The sequence below is a fragment of the Streptomyces sp. NPDC015346 genome (assembly GCF_043078785.1).
Classification (GTDB): Bacteria; Actinomycetota; Actinomycetes; order Streptomycetales; family Streptomycetaceae; genus Streptomyces.
On the sequence record NZ_JBIBTW010000002.1, the window covers coordinates 224,110 to 246,132 of the forward strand.

Annotated in this window: 20 protein-coding genes; 8 read left to right on the forward strand and 12 right to left on the reverse strand. The window is 72.1% G+C overall.

What is annotated here, in order from left to right:
* Positions 1 to 8: 8 nt before the first annotated feature.
* The 3 genes from ACF06X_RS07010 to ACF06X_RS07020 form a co-directional block, all read right to left on the reverse strand.
* On the reverse strand, positions 9 to 986 hold the full coding sequence (locus ACF06X_RS07010; protein ID WP_392286180.1) for an SDR family oxidoreductase: 978 nt from the start codon (positions 984 to 986) through the stop codon (positions 9 to 11).
* Between the two features lie 131 nt (positions 987 to 1,117).
* Positions 1,118 to 1,813, reverse strand: a complete 696-nt coding sequence (locus tag ACF06X_RS07015; protein ID WP_392286181.1) for a DUF6766 family protein — start codon at positions 1,811 to 1,813, stop codon at positions 1,118 to 1,120.
* A gap of 86 nt (positions 1,814 to 1,899) precedes the next feature.
* Positions 1,900 to 2,289: a hypothetical protein gene (locus ACF06X_RS07020; protein WP_392286182.1), complete on the reverse strand. Its 390-nt coding sequence runs from the start codon at positions 2,287 to 2,289 to the stop codon at positions 1,900 to 1,902.
* 161 nt (positions 2,290 to 2,450) lie between these two features.
* Here ACF06X_RS07020 and ACF06X_RS07025 point away from each other — a divergent pair, with 161 nt between their 5' ends.
* From ACF06X_RS07025 to ACF06X_RS07050, 6 genes are all read left to right on the forward strand, one after another.
* Positions 2,451 to 3,029, forward strand: a complete 579-nt coding sequence (locus tag ACF06X_RS07025) for a phosphatase PAP2 family protein (RefSeq protein WP_392286183.1) — start codon at positions 2,451 to 2,453, stop codon at positions 3,027 to 3,029.
* 153 nt (positions 3,030 to 3,182) lie between these two features.
* Positions 3,183 to 4,364: a glutamate--cysteine ligase gene (locus ACF06X_RS07030; protein WP_392286184.1), complete on the forward strand. Its 1,182-nt coding sequence runs from the start codon at positions 3,183 to 3,185 to the stop codon at positions 4,362 to 4,364.
* A 176-nt stretch (positions 4,365 to 4,540) separates the two neighbouring features.
* Positions 4,541 to 6,325 (forward strand): N-acetylglutaminylglutamine amidotransferase, encoded by a 1,785-nt coding sequence (locus ACF06X_RS07035; protein WP_392286185.1) that lies wholly within the window; start codon positions 4,541 to 4,543, stop codon positions 6,323 to 6,325.
* On the forward strand, positions 6,322 to 8,391 hold the full coding sequence (locus tag ACF06X_RS07040) for a S9 family peptidase (protein ID WP_392286186.1): 2,070 nt from the start codon (positions 6,322 to 6,324) through the stop codon (positions 8,389 to 8,391). Before ACF06X_RS07035 ends, ACF06X_RS07040 begins: the two co-directional genes overlap by 4 nt.
* A gap of 153 nt (positions 8,392 to 8,544) precedes the next feature.
* Positions 8,545 to 9,102: a hemerythrin domain-containing protein gene (locus ACF06X_RS07045; RefSeq protein ID WP_392286187.1), complete on the forward strand. Its 558-nt coding sequence runs from the start codon at positions 8,545 to 8,547 to the stop codon at positions 9,100 to 9,102.
* A 143-nt stretch (positions 9,103 to 9,245) separates the two neighbouring features.
* Entirely contained in the window at positions 9,246 to 10,673 is a 1,428-nt protein-coding gene (locus ACF06X_RS07050; RefSeq protein ID WP_392286188.1) for a lipase maturation factor family protein, read from the forward strand.
* 5 nt (positions 10,674 to 10,678) lie between these two features.
* Here the strand turns inward: ACF06X_RS07050 and clpB are convergent, their stop codons facing one another.
* The 5 genes from clpB to dnaK are packed head-to-tail and all read right to left on the reverse strand — an operon-like array spanning position 10,679 to position 17,326.
* Complete coding sequence (gene clpB, locus ACF06X_RS07055; protein ID WP_392286189.1) at positions 10,679 to 13,327, reverse strand: ATP-dependent chaperone ClpB; 2,649 nt, start codon at positions 13,325 to 13,327, stop codon at positions 10,679 to 10,681.
* Between the two features lie 6 nt (positions 13,328 to 13,333).
* Positions 13,334 to 13,666: a chaperone modulator CbpM gene (locus ACF06X_RS07060; RefSeq protein WP_392286190.1), complete on the reverse strand. Its 333-nt coding sequence runs from the start codon at positions 13,664 to 13,666 to the stop codon at positions 13,334 to 13,336.
* A 6-nt stretch (positions 13,667 to 13,672) separates the two neighbouring features.
* Positions 13,673 to 14,677, reverse strand: coding sequence for a DnaJ C-terminal domain-containing protein (locus ACF06X_RS07065; protein WP_392286191.1), 1,005 nt, complete (start codon positions 14,675 to 14,677; stop codon positions 13,673 to 13,675).
* A 44-nt stretch (positions 14,678 to 14,721) separates the two neighbouring features.
* Positions 14,722 to 15,369 (reverse strand): nucleotide exchange factor GrpE, encoded by a 648-nt coding sequence (locus tag ACF06X_RS07070; protein WP_392286192.1) that lies wholly within the window; start codon positions 15,367 to 15,369, stop codon positions 14,722 to 14,724.
* A 40-nt stretch (positions 15,370 to 15,409) separates the two neighbouring features.
* Positions 15,410 to 17,326: a molecular chaperone DnaK gene (dnaK, locus tag ACF06X_RS07075; RefSeq protein ID WP_392286193.1), complete on the reverse strand. Its 1,917-nt coding sequence runs from the start codon at positions 17,324 to 17,326 to the stop codon at positions 15,410 to 15,412.
* Between the two features lie 243 nt (positions 17,327 to 17,569).
* Here dnaK and ACF06X_RS07080 point away from each other — a divergent pair, with 243 nt between their 5' ends.
* Positions 17,570 to 17,989, forward strand: coding sequence for an Hsp20/alpha crystallin family protein (locus tag ACF06X_RS07080; protein ID WP_392286194.1), 420 nt, complete (start codon positions 17,570 to 17,572; stop codon positions 17,987 to 17,989).
* Positions 17,990 to 18,066: 77 nt separating this feature from the next.
* Here ACF06X_RS07080 and ACF06X_RS07085 read toward each other — a convergent pair whose 3' ends face one another.
* The 4 genes from ACF06X_RS07085 to ACF06X_RS07100 form a co-directional block, all read right to left on the reverse strand.
* The gene (locus ACF06X_RS07085) at positions 18,067 to 19,227 is read right to left on the reverse strand and encodes a cation:proton antiporter (RefSeq protein WP_392286195.1); all 1,161 of its coding nucleotides are present in this window, start codon (positions 19,225 to 19,227) and stop codon (positions 18,067 to 18,069) included.
* Positions 19,228 to 19,229: 2 nt separating this feature from the next.
* Complete coding sequence (locus tag ACF06X_RS07090) at positions 19,230 to 19,709, reverse strand: cation:proton antiporter regulatory subunit (RefSeq protein WP_392286196.1); 480 nt, start codon at positions 19,707 to 19,709, stop codon at positions 19,230 to 19,232.
* Positions 19,710 to 19,820: 111 nt separating this feature from the next.
* Positions 19,821 to 20,219 carry a DUF5335 family protein gene (locus ACF06X_RS07095; RefSeq protein WP_392286197.1) on the reverse strand — a complete coding sequence of 133 codons (399 nt, stop codon included), beginning with the start codon at positions 20,217 to 20,219 and terminating at the stop codon, positions 19,821 to 19,823.
* Positions 20,220 to 20,235: 16 nt separating this feature from the next.
* On the reverse strand, positions 20,236 to 20,691 hold the full coding sequence (locus ACF06X_RS07100) for a hypothetical protein (RefSeq protein WP_392286198.1): 456 nt from the start codon (positions 20,689 to 20,691) through the stop codon (positions 20,236 to 20,238).
* A gap of 174 nt (positions 20,692 to 20,865) precedes the next feature.
* Here ACF06X_RS07100 and ACF06X_RS07105 point away from each other — a divergent pair, with 174 nt between their 5' ends.
* A complete protein-coding gene (locus tag ACF06X_RS07105; protein WP_392286199.1) occupies positions 20,866 to 22,008 on the forward strand; it encodes a site-2 protease family protein in 1,143 nt (380 codons plus the stop codon).
* Positions 22,009 to 22,023: the final 15 nt, after the last annotated feature.

Consider the following 22,023-nt stretch of genomic DNA (forward strand, 5'->3'; position numbering starts at 1 on the left):
CGCCGGACTCAGTGCGCCCGTACCCGGCGGGCGACGCCCGCCGCCGCACACGCCAGGACCGTGGCGGCGGTGAGACGGCGCATCGCGGTACGGCGGCGCCCGCCCCACCCGCCGTGGACCGCGCCCGTGCCCGGCGCCGGGACGTGCAGGTTGCCGTGACCGGCCGGGGCCGGCTCGTCGCGCGACAGATGCGTCTTGTCCACCTGCCGGGCCATCATCCGCTCCGCCATCCCGGGCATGACCCGCGACTCCAGCACCATGGAACGGCCCATCGGACCGACCACGACCTCGCGCCGGGGCACCCGCACCAGGTCCACGACGGTCCGCGCCACCCGCTCGGGACTGTAGACCGGGGGCATCGGAAGCGGCTTACGTCCCGTGTAGTTCGCGGCGTGCTCGAACAGCGGTGTGTCGATGGTGGCGGGCAGCACCGTGCAGACGTGGATGTCCCTCGCCCCGCCCAGCCGCAGCTCCTGACGCAGGCTCGCGCTCAGCGCCCGGACGGCGTACTTCGACATGCCGTACGCGTGCGTGTACGGCTGGCTGACGACGCCCACGATCGAGGAGACGTTGATCAGCGTTCCGCTGCCCTGCCCGCGCATGACCCGCAGGGCGGCGCGGGCGCCGTGCACGTACCCCATGACGTTGACGTCCAGGACCTTGCGGAAGTCTTCCAGCGGGGTCTCCTCGAAGGGGCCGAACGCGGTGACGGCCGCGCAGTTGACCCAGACGTCGATGCGGCCGAAGCGCTGCACCGCGCGCCGGGCGAGCTCGTCGACCGCCGCGGGATCCGTGACGTCGGTCGGTACGACGAGCGCCTCCGCACCACGGTGGCGTTCGCACTCCCGCCTGACCGCCTCCAGCGCCTCCGCTCGCCGCGATGCCAGGACCACGGGGCATCCCTTGCGTGCGAAGGCGAGGGCGGTGGCCCGGCCGATGCCGCTGGAAGCCCCGGTGATCACGACCACGGAATCACGCACCCGCATGGAGAACCCCTTCTTCGCGCCATGTTCCGATGAGTCACTCAATCACCGGATCGCTTCCCCCACCGCTCGGCGGGGGCCCTTCGGGTGCTTCCCCACGCCACCCGTCTGCCGGGCCGAGGCACGACGCGGGCTCAGCCTTCGACGCCGGTGGCCGTGTGGGAGGCTCCGACGGGCTTGGACTCCGGTGAGCCGCGCTGCCTCAGGTAGATCGAGAGAATCGCCATCGAGGCGACCGCCAGCAGCTCGGACTGCCAGTTCTGCAGCGTGCGGCTCCAGAAATCCGCCGATGACAGGTAGTCGGCCCACGTCATGGGAGCCTCCAGCCGGCGCAACTGCTCCTCGTTGTAGGCCGCGACACCGGTGACCGACTGGGTGAGCCAGGAGAGCAGGAAGATGGTGCCCATGACCAGACCCAGCGAGCGGGAGAACACGAGACCGCGCCAGTCCTTGTACGCGGCCCAGCGGGGCGAATCCTCCCTGGCGTGCTCGCCGACCATCTGGTCCTTGTCCGACTCGGTGCCCGCCCTGTCGAGTTCCTTGGACTCCGGCGACCCGCGTTGCAGTAGCCAGACGGTCGCGAAGATATAGAGGAAGAACTGCAGATACTCCGACTGCCAGTTCTCGGTGACGTCGACGGCGAAGTCCGACGTCGTCACATAGGCGCCGAAGCTCACAGGTGCCATGCCGTCGCTGATCAGCTGGTTGTTGAACTCCGCGTGCCCCGCCACCGCTTGACCCACGAGGGCCAGCAGAAACGTCGTCATGAAGAACAGCCCCAGGCTGTTGTGCCGCAGAAAGCGCCGCGCCCGGCCCGTTTCGCGGCTCATCGCTGCATCAGCCCCAGCGTCATGAAGTACGCCAACCCTCCGAAGATCACCAGCAGGGTCACGGTGAACAGTGTCCGCACAGCCCCTCACCCACCCTTGATCTCACACGCGTACGGCCGCTGCGGACGCGGCAGACACCCGGCCGCCGTCACCTTCCACCCGGCCGGAAAATGCGCCAGGAACACGGTGTCCCGTTCCAGCACCACCCGCGCCTGATCGCCGTACACATCCACACCCCGTACAGCGCCGGCCGCCTCAAGCTCCCGCTCCTCGATCGCCTGGCCGACCGCCTGCTCACAACGGCTCTTGGCGGACTGCTCCAGCTCCTCCCTGGTGGCAGGCGCCAGCGCCGCGCACAACCGCCCATGCTCCCCCGCGGCCACCGCCTGCTCGAAACGGGTGACTTCAGCCGTCACCTCGTCACGACGCTCCGGAAGCGTGCCGCATCCGCCGACCGCGGCAAGGACCACCAGCACCCCGACCCCCGCCCCGTACCGCCGTCCTCGCATCCTGCCTCCTCGGCCCGTCAAACGCGGCTACGCCCATGGGACAACCACACCCAGGTGTCCGCAACCGCGAGTGGACAGAGCTCACGGGCCGCGGGTGTGCGCGCGGCCGGAGCGGGAAGCAGGCGATCATGGCGGACGACGTGACCGAGTGGGGAGAAGTGGACCGGCGCCTCACCAGGCGCGTGGCGCACTGGACATCGCCCGTGGCGCGCCGGGTCCTGCCGGCAGCGCGTACCGCGGCCGAGCACACGAAGCTGTGGTGGGCAGCGGCGGCGGTCATGTCCGCAGTCGGCGGCGGCAGGGGCCGGACCGCGGCGGCGGCCGGGATCGTCGGCATGGGCGTGGCGGAGCTGGTGTCCAACGGGGTGTGCAAGCCGCTGTACGAACGCCGGCGGCCGCCTGCGGATCTCGTCCCCCACAGTGATGTGCGGGAGCGGCCGGACAGCTCCTCCTTCCCCTCCGGACACACGGCGGCCGCCGTGGGCTTCACCGTCGCCGTCGCCGGCACCTGGCCGGAGGCGGCGGCGGTCTGCTCCGTACCGGCCGCGATCGTGGCCGTGGAGCGGGTGCACTCGGGCGCGCACTACCCCAGCGATGTGGCCGCCGGCGCCGCCATCGGCCTGGCGGCGGGTCTGCTGGTGCGTCGGTCACCCCGCCTCCTGCTGCGCCACGCCCTGAGGAAGGCCCGCGTCGGCCGGATCACCTGAGGCGACGATTCGCTCAACTGTGCGGAAGGTGACTCACATGAGCAGCGGCGCATACGTGCCGCGCGGCCGGGCACCCGTACGAGCACACCGGCGCCGTCGATCATCGCGGGGCCGGTCCCAGAGTCCATGTCCCGTCGTCCGCAGGGAGTCGCCGTGACCGTCCGGATCGGGGTCGAGGAAGAGTTTCACGTGATCGACGTCGAGAGCGGGGAGCTCGTTCCACGGGCCGATGCCGTACTCGGCAGGCTGTCGCGGCACGCGGGCGCGTACACACGTGAGCTGCCGCGGTCGGTCGTCGAGTCGAACAGTGGTGTGCACGACTCCCTGGAGAGCCTCTACGCGGACCTTTCCGCGTCACGCGGCCGGCTCGACCGAGCCGCATCCTCCCAGGGCCTGGGGATCGCGGCCGTCGGCACGGCGCCGCTGGCACGGCTCGGTACCGTGCCGCCGACGGAGGACGACCGCTATCTGCGCATGACCGGCGAGTACCGCCGGCTCGCCGATGAGCAGCTGATCTGCGGTGCGCAGGTCCATGTCGACGTGCCGGACCGGGACACCGCGGTGCGGGCGATGTGCGCCGTCAACCCGTGGCTGCCGCCGCTCCTCGCCCTGTCCGCCAGCTCTCCCTTCTGGCTCGGCGCCGACACCGGCTACGCCAGCTGGCGCACCATGGTCTGGCAGCGCTGGCCCACCTCCGGCCCGCCCGGATGCTTCCGAGGGGCCGAGGAGTACGACCGGGCGGTGGACGAGCTGATCGGCTCGGGCGTCATCAGTGACGCCGGCATGATCTATTACGACGTCCGCCCGTCGGCGCATCTGCGGACCCTTGAGCTGCGCGTGTGCGACGCCTGCCCGCGCGTCGAGACGGTGGTGCTGATCGCCGCCCTCTTCCGGGCGCTCGTGGTCGACGCCTGCGCGACGACCAGGACCGGCGGGGACGCCGGGTGCGACGGCCGGCACGAATGGCTGCGCGCGGCCACCTGGCGGGCCGCTCGGTCGGGCCTGGAAGGCGACCTGATCGACCCGTCCACCCGTCTCCCGGCGCCGGCCGCCACGGTCGTACGCGGCATGCTGCGGCGGCTGCGTCCGACCCTTGAGGAGTACGGGGACTGGGAGACCGTGCGTTCCCTGACGGAGGGCGTGCTCGCCCAGGGAAGCGCCGCTCACCGCCTGCGCGGGAAGGCGGCGAAGGAGGACCTGCTCGCGGCCGTGGACGACGTCCTGGCCGAGACCCGGGGCGACGCGCTCCGGCCCGTCCGGGGTGACCGGGCCCGCAGGCGCCTCGCGCCGCTTCCCGACCGCTGGGACGGGCGGACGGCGGCGAGCGCCTCCTGAGACGGGCCGGTCGGACCCGTGCGACGCCGTGGAATTCCCCGGGCGGAGAGGGAGGACCCGGCGAGAACGACCACGTCGAACGTCCATCGAGGAGTAGAGGAGTAATGAGTCATGCGAAAACACGCTGAGACCTTCCCCCACCCTGTGCGAGTCGTCCCCTCACCGGGAGGTCCGACGTGTGCGGCCTGAGCGGAGAGATCCGCTTCGACGGCGGGCGGCCGGATCTGGCCGCCGTGGAACGAATGACCGACCGCCTCGCGGCCCGGGGCCCGGACGGCCGGGGCCTGTGGTCCCAGGGCGCCATCGCCCTCGGACATCGACGGCTGAAGATCATCGATTTGTCGGAGCGTGCGGCCCAGCCGATGACCGATGCCGAGGCCGGCCTCACCTGCGTCTTCAACGGCTGCGTCTACAACTACGAGCAGCTGCGGGAGGAGTTGCGGGGGCTGGGGCACCGCTTCGTCACCACATCGGACACCGAGGTCGTACTCAAGGCGTACCGCCAGTGGGGCACCGACTTCGTCCGGCACTTCGTCGGCATGTTCGCGGTGGCGGTGGCGGAGCACGAGACGGGCAGGCTGGTGCTGGCCCGTGACCGGCTGGGCATCAAGCCCCTCTATCTGGCGGCGCGGCCCGGTCGGCTGCGGTTCGCCTCGACCCTCCCGGCACTCCTCGCGGGCGGCGGGGTGGACACCACCCTCGACCCGGTCGCCGTGCACCACTACATGAGTTGGCAGTCGACGGTCCCCGCCCCGCGCACCGTCCTCGCCGGGGTGCGCAAACTTCCGCCCGCCACCGTACGGGTCGTGGAGCCGGACGGCACCGAGCGGGACCACCACTACTGGCAGCCCTCCTACACGCGCCGGAGCGAATTCGCCGGCATGGGCCCCGAGGAGTGGCGGGACGCCGTCCTCCGGGCGCTGCGCACCGCCGTCCGCCGCCGGATGGTGGCCGACGTGCCGGTCGGCGTCCTGCTCTCCGGCGGCCTCGACTCCAGCCTGATCGTCGCCCTGCTCGCCGAGGAGGGGCAGAAGGATCTGGCCACGTTCAGCGTGGGGTTCGAGTCGGAGGCCGACGAGGAGGGAGACGAGTTCTTCTACTCCGACCGGGTCGCACGGCACTTCGGGACGGACCATCACCAGCTGATGGTGCCCTCCGACCGGGTGTCCACCGCCCTGGACGGCGCGGTCGCCGCCATGAGCGAACCGATGACGAGCCACGACGTCGTCGCCTTCCACCTCCTGTCGGAGCTGGTCTCCAAGGAGGTCAGCGTCGTACAGAGCGGCCAGGGCGCCGACGAGGTGTTCGCCGGCTACCACTGGTACCCGGCTCTGGCCGCGGTCGGACGCGAGGAGGAGCCCGAGCGGTACGCCCAGGTCTACTTCGACCGTTCGCACGCCGAGCTGGCGAGGATCCTCCAGCCGCACATGCTGCCCGACGGCGACCCGTCCCGGCAGTACATCCGGACGCACATGGCCGCCCCCGGCGCCGAGACGGCGCTGGACGCCGCGCTCCGCACGGAGGCCCACGTCATGCTCGTCGACGACCCGGTCAAGCGGGTCGACAACATGACGATGGACTGGGGCCTGGAGGCCCGGGTCCCGTTCCTCGACCACGAACTGGTCGAGCTGGCGGCCGCCTGCCCGCCCGATCTGAAACTCGCCCAGGGCGGCAAGGGCGTGCTGAAGGACGCCGGACGCACGGTGCTGCCCGCCGACATCGTCGACCGGCCGAAGGGCTACTTCCCGGTGCCGGCCATCCGCCACATGGCGGCCCCGGTTCTGGAGCGGGTGCGGGAGGCGCTCTCCGCCCCCGCCGCGCGCCGACGCGGGATCTTCCGCGACGAGTACCTCGCCGAGCTCCTGAAAGCCCCGGACGAGCACCGTACGAACCGAGGGGCGAACGCCCTGTGGCAGGTAGCGTTGCTGGAGATATGGCTGCAGACACACGGCATCGGATGACCGCGGAGAGCCCGTCCGCGGCTCCCTCGGCCCCCTCGACGCAGCCGCTGGCCGACGCCGCCGGTTCTCCCGACGCCTCCAGGGGGCTTGTGGCGCACGCCTGTTGGTACCCGACGGCGGACCCCGGCGGGGAGCGCGTGGCGTTCATCTGCGACCGCGGCGGCGTGCCGCAGCTCTGGACGGGACCGGTCGGCGGACCGGTCGGCGGTGAGGAGGTCCGTCTGCTCGACGCCGGCCCGGACCATGTCACCGAAGTGTCCTGGTCGCCCGACGGCCGTTGGATCGCCTACACCGTCGCGCCGGGCGGCAGCGGCCACACCCGGGTGCTCTGCGTCCGCCCCGACGGCTCGGACCGCAGGATCCTGGCCGGCCAGGATCCGGGATCGTCCGCCTACCTGGGCTGTTGGACCCGGGACGGCTCGGCGCTCGCGGTCACCATCGCGGAGCCCGTCGCCGACCCGCCCGACCTCCTCGCCCTGTCCGAGCGTCCCGCGGGCTGGACGGAACGCGACGGGCACGCCACCCTCCTCGGCGCCGGCGGGCACGGCGCCGAGGACGGCGGCCCCCCGGTCCGCGACCGGCTCACGGCGTACCTCCTCGATCCGGCGGGAACCACCGCGCCCACCCTGCTGGCCGACGAAGCGGAGGCGGCGACGCTGCGGGTGTGCGACGTCAGCCAGGACGGAAGCCTGGCTCTGGTGCGCCGGGGGCCGCGCGGGCGACGCGAGGCGGTGGTGGTCCGCGTGTCCGACCGTAGGCCGCTCTGCGCGCTGCCCGTCGCGGACGGCGACCCGTGGATCGGCCGCTTCTCGGCGGACGCCCGTACGGTGTGGCTGCGGAGCGACCACGAGCGGGAGTTCGCGGCGCTGCTCGCTCTTCGTCTGGACGAGGAGGGCGAGCGGACGGACCTCCGGGTGGTCGCCGAACGCCACGCCTGTGATCTGGAACTGCTCGCCTTCGTGGAGAACGGCCGGCGGGCCGCCCTGGCGTGGAACGTCCAGGGCATCAGCGAAGTGGAGACGCTGCCGCTCGCCGGGACGGAGGCGGGGAGCGGCACCGGGAACGACACGGGGAACGAGGCCGGGGCGGCGCCGCCCGCACCCCGCGCCGTGGAGCTCGAGCACGAAGTGGTCACCCGTGTCACGCCGGCCGGGCCGTACGGGATGCTGGCCGCCCTCTCGGGCTCGCAGCGCAGGCCCGGGGTGTGGCACGTGCCGGATGCCACCGCCCCGGCGCGTACGCCGTGGTCGGCGCGGGACGCCGAGACCGTCCCGCCGGGGCCTCCCCCCGTACGGCCGGTGCCCCTGCGCCCGACGGCCCGTGACGGGCTGCTCCTGGGCGGCTGGTACCACCGGGCGCCCGGCCGCGCCCCCGGCGAACCGGCGCCGTGCGTGCTCCACCTGCACGGCGGCCCGGAGGAACAGGAGCGTCCGGTCTTCGCCCCGCTCTACCACGAACTGGCCGGCCGGGGCCTCGACGTCTTCGCCCCGGACGTCCGGGGCTCGGGCGGCTGGGGCCGTTCCTTCCGCGACGCCGACCTCGGAGAGGGGCGGTTCGCGGCGATCGAGGACGTGGCCGACTGCGCGGCGCACGTGATCGAGGCCGGACTCGCCGATCCCCGCCGCCTGGCCGTCATGGGCCACTCGTACGGCGGCTACCTCACCCTGGCCTCACTCGTCTGGCACCCCGACCTGTTCCGTACGGGCGTCACCGTCTGCGGCATGTCCGACTTCGCCACCTTCTTCGCCGGCACCGAACCGTGGCTGGCGGAATCGGCGGCGCACAAGTACGGCCACCCGGAGCGGGATCGGGCCCTGCTGCACGCGCTGTCCCCGATGAGCCGCATCGACGCGCTGCGTGTCCCCCTGCTCGCGGTCCACGGCGAACACGACACCAACGTCCCGCCGCGCGAATCCGAACAGATCGTCCACGCGGCCAGGGAACGCGGCCTGGAAGCCGAACTTCTCCTGCTCCACGAGGAGGGCCACGACTTCCGGCGCGCGGAGAGCCGACGGCTGTTCCGGCGCACCGCCGCGGACTGGCTCCAGCGATGGCTCACCGCGTGAACCGCGTGTCGCCCGCTGGGGTGAGTGGCCGGTCCATCGCGTGAGGAGTGGGGGTCTCGGTGGCAGGGATGGGTGCTGGGCGCTGTTTCATGCGCCCGTTCGCGTTCACCGGTGCGATGACGGCTGGGCCGCCATTGGAAAGGAGCGTCCGGAATGGGGCACGGAGGAAACGTCATCCAGGAGCTGACCGCCGACCACCGTGAAGTCGACGCGCTGTTCGCGCAGATCGACGCGCTCGCCGCGGGCGACGCCGAGCGGCGTGTGCTGGCCGACCGGCTCACGATGGAGCTGGTACGGCACGCGGTGGCCGAGGAGCAGCACCTCTACCCGGCGGTCCGCCGGTACGTGGACGACGGTGACGACCTCGCCGACAAGGAGATCGCCGACCACGGCGAGGTCGAGCGGCTGCTGAAGGATCTCGAGCGCTGCGATCCCGACGACGCGGCCTTCGGCACCCTCGTCGCCCAGGTCAGGGAGAATGTGACCGCGCACGTCCGGGACGAGGAGGACCGCCTCTTCCCGCTGCTGGCCGACGCGTGCCCGCCCGCGCTCCTCGACGAGCTGGGCGAGAAGGTGCGCAGGTCCAAGGAGACCGCGCCGACCCGTCCCCACCCCGCCGCCCCGGACAAGCCTCCGCTGAACAAGATCCTCGCGCCTGGCACCGGCTTCGTCGACCGCCTCCGCGACGCGCTCACCGGCCGCGGCAAGTAGCGCCCCCGGTCGGCCGCCGGTGTGTAGGCGGGCACCCCGCGGGTAGACGCCGGGACGACCCGGTGCGGGGGCCGCCCTCGTCGCCCTGTCCTCCCGGCGGCGAGGGCGTCTACGGCTCGCGTCTACGGCTCGCAGGAGGAGCTGTGGAGTGGTTCACGGACGGTGACTACTGGCTGGGCCGGCTGGTGTTCCAGCGTGGACTGGCCCTTCTGTACCTTGTCGCCTTCCTGAGCACCGCCCTTCAGTTCCGGGCCCTGATCGGGGCGCGCGGGCTGCTTCCGGTTCCGAACTTCGTCGCGTCCGTACCCTTCCGGCAGTCGCCCGGCATCTTCCACCTCCACTACTCGGACCGCTTCTTCGCGAGCGTCGCGTGGACGGGCGTGGCCCTGTCCGCCGTCCTGGCGGCGGGAGCGGCCGACCGGGCGCCGCTGTGGGCGTTCATGCTGCTGTGGGCCCTGCTGTGGGTGATGTACCTGTCGATCGTCAACGTGGGGCAGACCTGGTACGCCTTCATGTGGGAGTCGCTGCTGCTCGAAGCGGGCTTCCTGGCGATCTTCCTGGGCAACGAACGCACCGCGCCTCCGGTCCTGGTGCTGTTCCTGCTGCGCTGGCTGCTGTTCCGTCTGGAGTTCGGCGCCGGGCTGATCAAGCTGCGCGGCGACCCCTGCTGGCGCGATCTGACCTGTCTCTACCACCACCACGAGACGCAGCCGATGCCCGGCCCGCTCAGCTGGTTCTTCCACCATCTGCCGAAGCCGCTGCACCGGGTCGAGGTGGCCGGCAACCACGTCGCGCAGCTCGTCGCGCCGGTGTTGCTGTTCACGCCGCAGCCGGTCGCGAGCGCGGCCGCCGGCTTCATCGTCGTCACGCAGCTGTGGCTCGTCCTGTCGGGCAACTTCGCCTGGCTCAACTGGCTCGCCGTGCTGCTCGCGGTGACCGCGATCGACGGGGCGCTCGCCGCCGAGGTGCTGGGTCTGCCCGAGCCGCCCGCCTTCGGCGCCACACCCGCGTGGTACGAGGGTGTGGTCATCGCCGTCACCGTGCTCGTCGTCGTGCTCAGCTACTGGCCGGTGCGCAACCTGCTCTCCCGCCATCAGGTGATGAACTACTCCTTCAACCCCCTCCATGTGGTGAACACCTACGGCGCCTTCGGCAGCGTCGAGCGGGTCCGCCACGAGATCGTGATCGAGGGCACCGACGAGCCGGAGATCACCGACGGCACGGAGTGGAAGGAGTACGGCTTCCGGGGCAAGCCCGGTGACGTGTCCGCTCTGCCGCCGCAGGTGGCTCCGTACCACCTGCGGCTGGACTGGCTGATGTGGTTCGCCGCCATCTCACCGGCGTACGCGCTGCCCTGGTTCGCGGCGTTCCTCGTCAAGCTGCTCGACAACGACCCGGTCGTGCTCAGGCTGCTGCGCCACAACCCCTTCCCCGACTCCCCGCCCAGGTTCCTGCGCGCCCGGCTCTACCGCTACCGCTTCACCGACCGCCACGAGTTGCGCGCCACCGGCGCGTGGTGGCACCGCACCCTGGTCGGCCCGTACGTCCCCCCGGTCACGAAGGCGGGCTGAGCGTCTCACGAAGGCCGGCTCACGCGTCCTTCGGGCGAAGGGGCCTCCCAGGTGACGGTGAGCCGGCCTTCGGCGGCGTCGACGTCGACGGTGACCGTCGAGCCGTCGGCGACGTCGCCGGCCAGCAGGGCGCGTCCGATGCGGGTCTCGACCTCGCGCTGGATGAAGCGGCGCAGGGGCCGGGCGCCGTACACGGGGTCGAAGCCCTCGGCGGCGATGTGGCGGCGGGCGGCCTCGGTCAGCTTCAGGTCCAGGCGGCGGTCGGCGAGCCGCCGGCGTACGTCCTCGGTCAGCAGGTCCACCACCCGCTCGATCTCGGGCAGGGTCAGCGGCTTGAAGAGGACCACGTCGTCGACCCGGTTGAGGAACTCCGGCCGGAAGTGGGCGCGGAGTTCGGCCATGACCGCGGCCCGGGCCTCCTCCTTGATCTCGCCGTCCGGTGTCACCCCTTCCAGCAGGTACTGGGAGCCGATGTTGCTGGTCATCACCACCACGGTGTTGCGGAAGTCGACGGTGTGGCCCTGGGCGTCGGTGAGGCGTCCGTCGTCGAGCAGCTGCAGCAGCGTGTTGAACACGTCCGCGTGGGCCTTCTCCACCTCGTCGAGCAGCACCACCGCGTACGGCTTGCGCCGCACGGCCTCCGTGAGCTGACCGCCCTCCTCGTAGCCGACGTATCCGGGCGGGGCGCCCATCAGACGGCTGACCGTGTGCCGCTCCTGGTACTCGCTCATGTCGAGGCGGATCATGTTGTCCTCGGTGTCGAACAGCGCGGCCGCCAGGGTGCGCGCCAGCTCGGTCTTGCCGACGCCGGTGGGGCCGAGGAAGAGGAACGAACCGATGGGCCTGCGCGGGTCCTTGACCCCGGACCGGGCGCGGATGACGGCGTCCGCGACCAGCTGGACGGCCTCGTCCTGGCCGATGACGCGCTCGTGGAGGATCTCGTCGAGCCGCAGCAGCTTCTGCCGTTCGCCCTCCAGCAGGCGGCTGACCGGGATGCCGGTCCAGCGGGCGACGATGGACGCGATCTCGTCCTCGGTGACGACCTCGCGCAGCAGCCGTCGGCCGCCCTGCTTGGTGGCGAGCTGCTCCTCCTCGGCCTGGAGCCGCCGCTGAAGCTCGGGCAGCCGGCCGTGGCGGAGTTCGGCGGCGCGGTTGAGGTCGTACGACCGCTCCGCCTCCTCGGCCTCGTACCGTACGTGTTCGAGCTCTTCCCGCAGCGTCTGGACCTTGCGCAGCGCCTGACGTTCGGCCTCCCACCGGGCGCGCAGCGCGTCCGCCTCGGCGCGGGCGTCGGCCAGCTCCTTGCGCAGCTCCGACAGTCGGGTCCGGCTCGCGGGGTCCTCCTCCTTGGCGAGGGCCGCCTCCTCGATCTCCAGGCGGCGTACGCGGCGGGTGAGCTGGTCCAGCTCGGCCGGCATCGAGTCGATCTCGGTGCGCAGCATGGCGCACGCCTCGTCGACGAGGTCGATGGCCTTGTCGGGGAGGAACCGGTCGGAGATGTAGCGGTGGGAGAGCGTGACCGCGGCGACCAGGGCGCCGTCCTGGATCTTCACGCCGTGGAACACCTCCAGACGCTCCCGCAGGCCGCGGAGGATGGAGACGGCGTCCTCCTCGCTCGGCTCGTCGATCATGACGGGCTGGAAGCGGCGCTCCAGTGCGGCGTCCTTCTCGACGTGCTTGCGGTACTCGTCCAGCGTGGTGGCGCCGATCATGTGCAGCTCACCGCGCGCGAGGAGCGGCTTGAGCATGTTCCCGGCGTCCATGGCGCCCTCGGCGGCCCCGGCGCCGACGACGGTGTGCATCTCGTCGACGAACAGCAGGATGCGTCCCTCGGCGGCGGTGACCTCGTGGAGTACGGCCTTGAGCCGTTCCTCGAACTCGCCGCGGTACTTCGCGCCCGCGACCAGGGAGCCCATGTCGAGGGCGAAGACGGTCTTGTCGCGCAGGCCCTCCGGGACGTCCCCGTGCGCGATGCGCTGGGCGAGCCCCTCGGCGATGGCGGTCTTGCCGACGCCGGGGTCGCCGATCAGGACGGGGTTGTTCTTGGTCTTGCGGGAGAGGATCTGCACGACGCGGCGGATCTCCGTGTCCCGCCCGATGACCGGGTCGAGTCTGCCGCCGCGCGCCTCCGCGACAAGGTCACGGCCGTACTTCTCCAGCGCCTCGTAGGTGACCTCGGGCATGGCGGAGGTCACCCGCTGGTTGCCGCGCACCGAGGTGAGGGCGTCCAGGAACTTCTCGCGGTTCAGGCCCTGTTCGTGCAGGATCCGCCCGGCGGCGCTGCCCGTTCCCTCCTCCAGGACGGCCAGCAGCAGGTGCTCGACGGAGACGTACTCGTCCTTGAGCCGTTTCGCCTCCTGCTCGGCGGCGTCGAGGAGGCGGGCCAGCCGCTGGGAGACGTACACCTGGCCGGGCCCGGCACCGGGCCCCGAGACGCTCGGGCGACGGCTCAGCGCGGCCTCCACCGCGGTGCGCGCCCGGTCGGGATCGGCGCCGGCGGCGGTCAGCAGGCGGGGGACGAGACCCTCGCCCTGGTCGAGCAGGGCGAGCAGCAGGTGCTCCCCGTCGACCTCGACGTGGCCGAAGCGCAGCGCCTTGGTCTGGGCGTCCCGCAGTGCCTCCTGGGACTTCTGCGTCAGCCGGTTCATGTCCACTTCGGTTCACCTCCTGCCCATGCCGCCGCCGTGCCGGGAGAGGACGGCTTCCAGCTCTTCGATACGGTCCAGCAGGTCCAGGACCACGCCGAGCGCCGCGTAGTTCAGGCCGAGGCCGGCCCGGAGCCGCTGGATCCGGGCCACCCGCACCAGGTGCGCGGTGCCGAACCACAGATCACCCGCCCTGTCCGTGTCGGGCTCCAGCAGGCCCAGCGTGACGTAGCGGCGTACCAGCTCTGGATGAAGGCCGGTGGCCGCGGCGAACTCGTCGATCGTGACACCGGCGTGGTATGTGGTGGTCGCGCGGACCAGTGGATAACGGCCGGGGCTGTGCGCCACGCCCGCTCACCCCCTTCCTCTGCTGTCGCGGGAGGCTCTCGGGTCGAAGTGCGACTCCTTGGCGAGGCGCTGGAACAGGTCTCGTTCCGTCGGCGTGGGATCGGCCGGTACGACGATCCTCACCTCGGCGTACAGGTCGCCGGCCGGGCCGCGGCGGCTGGGCATGCCCCGCCCGCGCAGCCGCAGTTTGCGTCCGCTGGAGGAGCCGGGCGGCAGCTCGACCCTGGTGGTGCCGCCGGGGGTCTCCACGGGGACGGACGCGCCCAGCGCGGCCTCCCAGGGGGTGACCGGGAGGTCGACGGTGATGTCGCGGCCGTCGACGCGGTAGCGGGGGTGCGGGGCCAGCCGCACGACGAGGTACAGGTCGCCGGAGGGTCCGCCGCCGGTGCCGGAGCCGCCCTCTCCGGCGAGGCGGATGCGCTGTCCGTCGACGACGCCGGGCGGGATGTTGACCTCGTAGCCGCGCGGACCGGCCGAGGTGTCGAGGGTGACGCGCCTGCGTCCGCCGGCGTAGGCGTCCTCCACGCTCAGGGTGATCTCGGCCTCCTGGTCGGCGCCCGGCATCCGGCCGAAGCCGCCCCGGCCCGCGCCGCCGCCACCGCCGAAGAGGCCGCCGAACAGGTCCTCGAAGCCGCCACCGCCCATACCGCCCAGGCCGCCGAGATCGGCGAAATCGGCGCCGCCGAAGCCGCTGAACCCCTGGCCGCCGGTGTTCACGTACACCCGTCGGCCGCCGCCCGCCCCGAAGGGGCCGCCGGGCCCGCCCGCCGGCTCCTCGCGGGCCTGGCGCCAGGCGGGTCCGAACCGGTCGTAGCGGGCCCTGCTGTCGGGGTCGGAGAGCACTTCGTACGCCTCGCTGAGCTCCTTGAACCGCTCCTCGGCTCCCGGGTCCTTGTTCAGGTCGGGGTGCCAGCGGCGGGCCAGGTTGCGGTACGCGCGCTGGATCTCCTCGGCGCTCGCGTTCCGGGCGACGCCGAGTACGTCGTAGTAGTCACGGTTCGATGTCGCCATCGACTACTCCACCGGTCCCTGTCGTCGGTCCCTGTCGTCGTCCTTCACTCCTCCGGCTTGGCCGCCACCGACACGACCGCCGGCCGCAGGAGCCCTCGGTCGCCGCTGTATCCGGCGCGCAGCACCTGGACGATGCTGCCGGGCGCGGCCGCCGGGTCCTCGCGGACCTGCGCGGCCTCGTGGCGGCCGGGGTCGAACGGCTCGCCGACCTCGGCGATCCGCCGGTAGCCGAGGTGCGCGAGCACGGCGAAGGCCTGCTGGCAGACCGCCTCCACGCCCGCGATGATCGCCCGCGGATCGGCCTCGGCGTGCTGGAGAGCCAGCTCCAGGTGGTCGACGACCGGCAGCCACGCGGCGGTCACGCGGTCGCGCTCGGCGCCGCGGACGTCCTCCAGCCGGCGCTCGTGCCGTTTGCGGAGGTTCTCCGTCTCCGCCACCGCGCGGTGCCAGCGGTCCCGCAGCTCCTCCACGTCCAGCTCCGGAATCGCCGGGGCGGCGCGGGGTCCGCCGGCCGTCTCGGACGCGTCGGCCGTTCCGGTTCCTTCGGTTCCTTCGGCGGCTTCGGCGGCTTCGGCGCGTGTCTCCGAGAGGGCCTCGGTCGCCGCGGCCGCCGCGGCCTCGACGTCGCGCCGGGCCTCCTCCTGTGCCCGTTCCTCGGCAGGGCCTGTGGGTTCTGGGCGTTCCTGGCTCATGGTCCCTCATCCCGCTGTCGGCTCGTGTCGGTCCTCTGTGTCAGTCGGGCCTGAACTCCGCGTCGATCACGTCGTCCCCGCCGGGTCCCGGACCGCCGGGTCCGCCCTGGGGCCCCGGCCCGGCTCCCGGTCCGCCCGGCCCCGGTCCCGGTCCGCCCGGTCCACCGCCGGCGGCGGCGAGGCCGTGCAGCATCTGCTGCAGGTCGGCGGTCAGGGACCGCACCCTGTCGAGCGGCGCCTCTTCCTTGACGGCCTGCCGGGCGTCCGCGATCAGCGACTCGGCGCGGGCCTTGTCGTGTACGGCGACGGCGTCGCCCAGCTCGCCCAGCCGCCGCTCCACCTGGTAGGCGAAGCTGTCGAGCTCGTTGCGCGCCTCGACGAGTTCCCGCATACGGGTGTCCTCGGCGCGGTTGCGTTCGGCCTCGTCGACCATCCGCCGTACCTCGGACTCGTCCAGCGTGCCGCTGCCGGAGACGGTGATGCTCTGCTCGGCACCGGTGTCCTTGTCCTTCGCGGACACGTTCAGGATGCCGTTGGCGTCGATGTCGAACGTCACCTCGATCTGCGGCACGCCACGCGGCGCCGGACGGATGTTGTCCAGCCGGACACGGCCGAGCACCCGGTTGTCCGCGGCCCGCTCGCGCTCGCCCTGGAGCACGACGACGTCGACGGCGGGCTGGTTGTCCTCGGCGGTCGTGAACGTCTCGCCGCGCCGGGTCGGGATGGTCGTGTTGCGCTCGATCAGCTTGGTCATCAGCCCGCCGAGCGTCTCGACGCCCAGCGACAGCGGGGTGACGTCGAGCAGCAGGACGTCCTTGACCTCGCCCTGGAGGACGGCCGCCTGGACGGCCGCGCCGAGGGCGACGACCTCGTCGGGGTTGACCGACATGTTCGGGTCCTTGCCGCCGGTCAGCCGCCGCACCAGCGCCTGCACGGCGGGGATGCGGGTGGATCCGCCGACGAGGATGACCTCGTCCAGGTCGTCGGCGGTCACCTTGCCGTCGGCCATCGCCTGCCGGACCGGTCCCATGCACCGCTCGACCAGATCGGCGGTGAGCTGTTCGAAGGTCGCCCGCGTCACGGTGGTCGTCAGGTGCTTCGGACCGGAGGCGTCGGCGGTCACGAAGGGCAGGTTGATCTGCGTCTGCGCGGTCGCGGACAGCTCGACCTTCGCCTTCTCCGCCGCCTCGTAGAGCCGCTGCAGCGCCTGCGGGTCGCGGCGCAGGTCGATCCCGTTCAGCCGCTGGAAGTCCTCCGCCAGGTGGTCGACCAGGCGCCGGTCGAAGTCGTCGCCGCCCAGATGCGTGTCACCGGCGGTGGAGCGCACTTCGACCACGCCGTCGCCCACGTCGAGGATGCTCACGTCGAACGTGCCGCCGCCCAGGTCGAAGACGAGCACGGTCTCGTGCTTCTTCTTGTCGAGCCCGTACGCCAGCGCCGCCGCGGTCGGTTCGTTGATGATCCGCAGGACATCGAGACCGGCGATGCGGCCGGCGTCCTTGGTGGCCTGCCGCTGCGCGTCGTTGAAGTACGCCGGGACCGTGATCACCGCCTGGGTGACCTTCTCCCCGAGTTGCTTGGCGGCATCGTCGACGAGCTTGCGCAGCACGGCGGCGGAGATCTCCTCGGGGGCGTACGGCTTGCCCCGTACGGAGAATCGCGCCGCGTCCTCGGGGCCCGCGACCACTTCGTAGGAGACCTGCTCGGCCTCCGTGCGGACCTCGCTGAAGCGCCGGCCGACGAACCGCTTCGCCGAGTAGACCGTGCCCTTGGGGTTCAGCACGGCCTGGCGCCGCGCCATCTGCCCGACGAGCCGCTCACCGGTGTCGGTGAACGCCACCACCGACGGCGTCGTGCGGCCGCCCTCGGTGTTGGGGATCACCCGCGGGTGGCCGCCCTCGTAGACGGCGACCACCGAGTTGGTCGTACCGAGATCGATACCCACAGCCTTCGCCATGGCCCTGCCTCCACGCTGCTCGCCACGGCCGTGTACTCACGCCGCGGGGTGCCCGTCAGGGAGCCTCGCAATCATCGGCGTCGGTACACGTCACCGCCTTGCTCCGTCCTGTACCTCATACACCTCCAGGGATAAAAGTTGAGCCTGACATTGTCAAGAAGGATGGGGGGAGTTATATAAGAACTGTCGGACGAACTCCGACGGCCACCGCACGGCCCACACCATCGAGGAGGCGATGATCAGATGCTGATGCGGACCGATCCCTTCCGTGAGCTGGACCGACTCAGTCAGCAGGTCTTCAGCGGCGGGCGACGCCCCGCGGCGATGCCCATGGACGCGTGGCGCGAGGACGACTCGGTCTGGGTCAAGTTCGACCTGCCGGGTGTCGACCCCGAATCTGTGGACCTGAGCGTCGAGAAGGACGTGCTGACCGTCCAGGCCGAACGGAAGCCCGAGATCAAGGAAGGTGCCGAGACGGTGATCTCCGAGCGGCCCACCGGCACGTTCAGCCGTCAGCTCTTCCTCGGCGAGACGCTGGACACGGAGCACATCGAGGCGACGTACGACGCCGGTGTGCTCAGCCTGCGTATCCCGGTCGGCGAGCAGGCCAAGCCGCGCAAGATCGAGATCAGCACCGGCACGCACAAGGAACTGCAGTCGTAACCACGGTCGCGAGTACGTGCGAAGCGGATGGAACGGGCGTCCCACCGGGCCAGGCCCGGGCCGGTGGGACGCCCGCTCTATCCGTGGCGGCTCTCGTCCCACCGGCGGGGACGCGCGCCCGCCAGCCGGGCGAGGACCGGCCCCGCCAGGGCCAGGACGAAGACATAGGCGGTGACGAGCGGGGCGAGGTCCTCGTCCAGTGCGCCGACCAGCCCGACGATGACGATGGAGAATTCGCCGCGCACGACGAGCGCCGTTCCGGCGCGGAGTTGACCGCGCTTTCCGACCTGGTCGCGGGAGGCGGCGTACCGGCCGGTGAGCACCTTCGTGACGGCCGTGACCACGGCCAGGGCGAGGGCGGCCGGAAGGAACGGCACCAGTTCGCCGGGGCCGACCGACAGCCCGATGGAGAGGAAGAAGATCGCCGCGAACAGGTCCCGGAGGGGACCGAGCACGGCTCGGGCCCGGTCGGCGGTCTCGCCGGTGAGGGTGAGCCCGACGAGGAAGGCCGCCACCGCCGCGGTCACGTGGACGAGTTCGGCGAGCGCGGCGACCATCAGGGTCAGGCCGAGCACCCTGAGCAGGAGCTGCTCGTCGTCGGGGTGCGAGAGCAGCCGTCCGAGGTGATGCCCCCACCGGTACGAGGCGGTGAAGGCCGCCAGCACCGCGCCGACCGCCGCCAGGAAGCCGAGCACGGCCTGCCACCATGTGCCGCCCGCGGCGAGGACGGCGAGCACGGGCAGGTAGGCGGCCATGGCGACGTCCTCCATGACCAGGACGGAGAGGATGGACGGGGTCTCGCGGTTGCCCAGTCTGCGCAGGTCGGACAGGAGCCGGGCGATCATGCCGGAGGAGGAGACGTACGTCGCGCCCGCAAGGGCCAGGGTGCCGACACCGTCCAGGCCGAGGAGCCAGCCGGCCACCGCGCCCGGCACCGCGTTCAGGACGAGGTCGACCACGGCGGAGGGCACGTGCCGGCGCAGGCTCGCCGTGAACTCGGGCAGGGAGAACTGCAGCCCGAGCGTGAGCAGCAGCAGGACCACGCCGATGGCGGCGCCGGTCTCGACGAACACACCCGCGGCCGGGACGGGGGCGATACCGCCCTCGCCTAGCGCCAGGCCCGCGAGCAGGTAGAGCGGGACGGGCGAGAGGGTGAGGCGGCGCGCCACCGCGCCCAGCACGCTGAGCGCGGCGAAGATGAGGCCGAGCTCGAGGAGCAGCGTGACGGGGGTGGCCACCCTCAGCCCTGGATGATCTCGTCCACGTCGGCGATCCCCTCACGGGTCCCGATCACGACCAGGACGTCACCCGCCTGGAGCGTCTCGTCCGCCGCCGGGGACGCGATCACGTTCTCGCCGCGGACGATCGCCACGATGGAGGCGCCCGTCCGGGTCCTGGCCCGGGTGAGTCCCAGGGGCCGGCCGGCGTACGGGCTGGACGCCCTCACCTCCACCTGGCCGGAGAGCAGACCGGGCATCTCCTTGGTGAGGTCGGCGAAGCGTTCGGCGATGCGCGGCGCCCCCAGGATCTCGGCGACCGCGTCCGCCTCCTCGCCGTTCAGCCGCACCAGCGGGCGGGCCTCGTCGGGGTCACCCCCCACGTAGACGACCAGCTCGAAATCGCCGGTCCGCTCGGCGACGATGCCGACCCGGTCTCCTTCGTGGTTGGTGAACTCGTACCGGATCCCCACTCCGGGCAGGAGCACCTCGGTGACGTCCATGCGCTCATCATCACCGGGCTCGCGGGCGGCGGCTCGGTGTGGACGCCCGGCGGAGCAACGGCCCGGCCCCGCCCCGGAGCCGGGGCGGGGCCGGGCCGGCGAAGGATGGCCTCAGGACTCCGTGGGCTCCGTGGACTCCGCGGGCCCGGTGGACTCCGTACCGGACGTGGCCGGGTAGAAGGTGATCAGGGTCGCGGTGTCCTCCTGGTCCAGGACCCGGACGGCCGGCTCGGGCACGTCCACGGTCGACACGTCGATCTCCTTCGGGTGCTGGACCATGTGGCGCAGCACGACGGGGTAGCGCGACGACTGCCCGCCGACGGCGACGATCACGACGTCGTCCTTCGCGTCGTAGGTGAGGTACGAGAAGGGCAGCCGCTCGGCTTCGTACTGGTGCCCGATCGCGGGGTCCAGCAGTTCGATGCTGACGAGTTGCCCGCCGTAAGTGTCGGTGAGCTCGTCGAGCGCGGTCGTCCAGCGGTCGCGGTCGAGCACGGGCGTCTCGGGCATGGCGTCGATCCTCCCTCTACGCGCTTGTGGTGGATCGCTTCTCTCTCTCGTCGCCTCCCCCGTTTCGCGGTGGCTCATGCCGCTGTCCGCCGCCGAGCGGCCCCGTCCCTTCCCGTGCCCACCGCGCCGCGAGCCGCACGGCCAGCACGGCGCCTTCCGGGTCGACGGTCGAGACGCTGAGGCGGGCGAACCGGCGGCCGGGAAAGAGGTCGACGACGGCCACCGGACCGGGAGCGCCCACGGCGACGAAGTCGACGCCGCCCGCGTGGCGCCAGGTGCCCATGCAGAAGCGCCCCGGTCGCCAACGCCCACGCTCGCTGACGCCCCGGAGGGTGCGCCACCAGTCCGTCTCGACCCTCGCCTCCCGCACGTCCGCGAGCGGCACCCGTACCTCTTTGCGCCGGGCGAGCAGCGCCTCCCGCCACGACAGCCGTACGACCACGTCCTTGTTCTGAACCAGCAGGCGGGCCATGGGCCATCACCCCCTCCGTACCTCGCGGACGCGACACGCGCCCGCGCACTGCCGCGACTCCCCACGCCACGGGCCTTCATTCCTCACCGGTCGGGTTGGACGGCGGCGATCCCCGGGTATGCGCCTGCTTACGGGGGCTTTGCGACCGGTCGGGTACGGGAGCGGAGGCGCACGGTGAAGGCGACGTTCACGCTGGGGCGCATCGCCGGCGTACGAGTCGGCGTCAACTGGAGCGTCCTCGTCATCTTCTGGCTGGTGACCGTCAGCCTCGCCGAGGGGCGGCTCGCCCACGCGTACCCCGGCCACGCCACCGGAACGTACTGGGGGCTGGCGTTCGCGGTGGCCGTGGTGTTCGTGGCCTCCATCCTGGTGCACGAGCTGGCCCACGCGATCGTCGCCCGGCGCAACGGCGTCGAGGTGGAGGACATGACGCTGTGGATGCTCGGCGGCGTCGCCCGCCTGAAGAGCGAGGCTCCCACCCCCGGCGCCGAGCTGCGCATCGCCGGAGTGGGGCCGCTGACCAGTGCCCTGCTCGGCGTCGTCTTCGGCTTCCTGGCGGGCTGGCTGGGGGTGTTGTCGGCGCCCGGTCCGGTGGTCGAGGCGGTCGCCTGGCTGGCCGCGATCAACATCCTCCTGGCCCTGTTCAACAGCATTCCCGCCGCTCCCCTCGACGGCGGCCGACTGCTTCGCGCGGCGCTGTGGAAGTTCACCGGGGACCCGATGCGCGCGGCGGTGATCGCGGCGGCGGCCGGACGCGGCTTCGGGTGGCTGCTGGTCGTCTACGGTTTCGCCTCCATGCTCGTCACCGGCACGTTCTCGGCGCTGTGGACGGCCCTGGTCGGCGGGTTCATGATCGCCGCCGCGACGGCGGAGGGTCAGCAGGCGCGGCTGCGTGGCACCTTGGCCGGGATCACGGTCCGCCAGATCATGACGCCCGACCCGGTGACCGTGCCTGCGGACATGAGCGTCGAGCGGTTCCTGGCGACCGTGCCCTTCGGGCACCATCGCCATACGGCGTTCCCGGTGGTGGCGCCGGACGGCACGCTCCTGGGCCTGGTGACGGCCGGCGGAATCGACCGGACGCCGTGGCAGCGGCGGGCGACGATCACCGTCGCCGAGGTGATGGCACCTCTCGACGACGTGGCCACCGCTTTCCCGGACGAGGCCGTCAGCGACGTCCTGCCCCGGCTGGAATCGGTGAGCGAGAACCGCGTCCTCGTCCTCGCCCCGGACGGCCGCGACCTGGTCGGCATCGTCTCCCCCGCGGACATCGACCGCGCCGTCACCTGGCTCGCGGCCACCCGTCGCAAGCCATGACGAGGCGGGGCGAGG

What these genes read in the sequence shown, in the direction of transcription:
- ACF06X_RS07090 (WP_392286196.1), bottom strand. Translation starts at nt 19,709, where the DNA reads ATGGACGTCACCGAGGTGCTCCTGCCCGGAGTGGGGATCCGGTACGAG.
- ACF06X_RS07015 (WP_392286181.1), bottom strand. Translation starts at nt 1,813, where the DNA reads ATGAGCCGCGAAACGGGCCGGGCGCGGCGCTTTCTGCGGCACAACAGC.
- ACF06X_RS07065 (WP_392286191.1), bottom strand. Translation starts at nt 14,677, where the DNA reads ATGGCGACATCGAACCGTGACTACTACGACGTACTCGGCGTCGCCCGG.
- ACF06X_RS07070 (WP_392286192.1), bottom strand. Translation starts at nt 15,369, where the DNA reads ATGAGCCAGGAACGCCCAGAACCCACAGGCCCTGCCGAGGAACGGGCA.
- ACF06X_RS07010 (WP_392286180.1), bottom strand. Translation starts at nt 986, where the DNA reads ATGCGGGTGCGTGATTCCGTGGTCGTGATCACCGGGGCTTCCAGCGGC.
- ACF06X_RS07095 (WP_392286197.1), bottom strand. Translation starts at nt 20,219, where the DNA reads ATGCCCGAGACGCCCGTGCTCGACCGCGACCGCTGGACGACCGCGCTC.
- ACF06X_RS07025 (WP_392286183.1), top strand. Translation starts at nt 2,451, where the DNA reads ATGGCGGACGACGTGACCGAGTGGGGAGAAGTGGACCGGCGCCTCACC.
- ACF06X_RS07040 (WP_392286186.1), top strand. Translation starts at nt 6,322, where the DNA reads ATGACCGCGGAGAGCCCGTCCGCGGCTCCCTCGGCCCCCTCGACGCAG.
- ACF06X_RS07100 (WP_392286198.1), bottom strand. Translation starts at nt 20,691, where the DNA reads ATGGCCCGCCTGCTGGTTCAGAACAAGGACGTGGTCGTACGGCTGTCG.
- ACF06X_RS07045 (WP_392286187.1), top strand. Translation starts at nt 8,545, where the DNA reads ATGGGGCACGGAGGAAACGTCATCCAGGAGCTGACCGCCGACCACCGT.
- dnaK (WP_392286193.1), bottom strand. Translation starts at nt 17,326, where the DNA reads ATGGCGAAGGCTGTGGGTATCGATCTCGGTACGACCAACTCGGTGGTC.
- ACF06X_RS07080 (WP_392286194.1), top strand. Translation starts at nt 17,570, where the DNA reads ATGCTGATGCGGACCGATCCCTTCCGTGAGCTGGACCGACTCAGTCAG.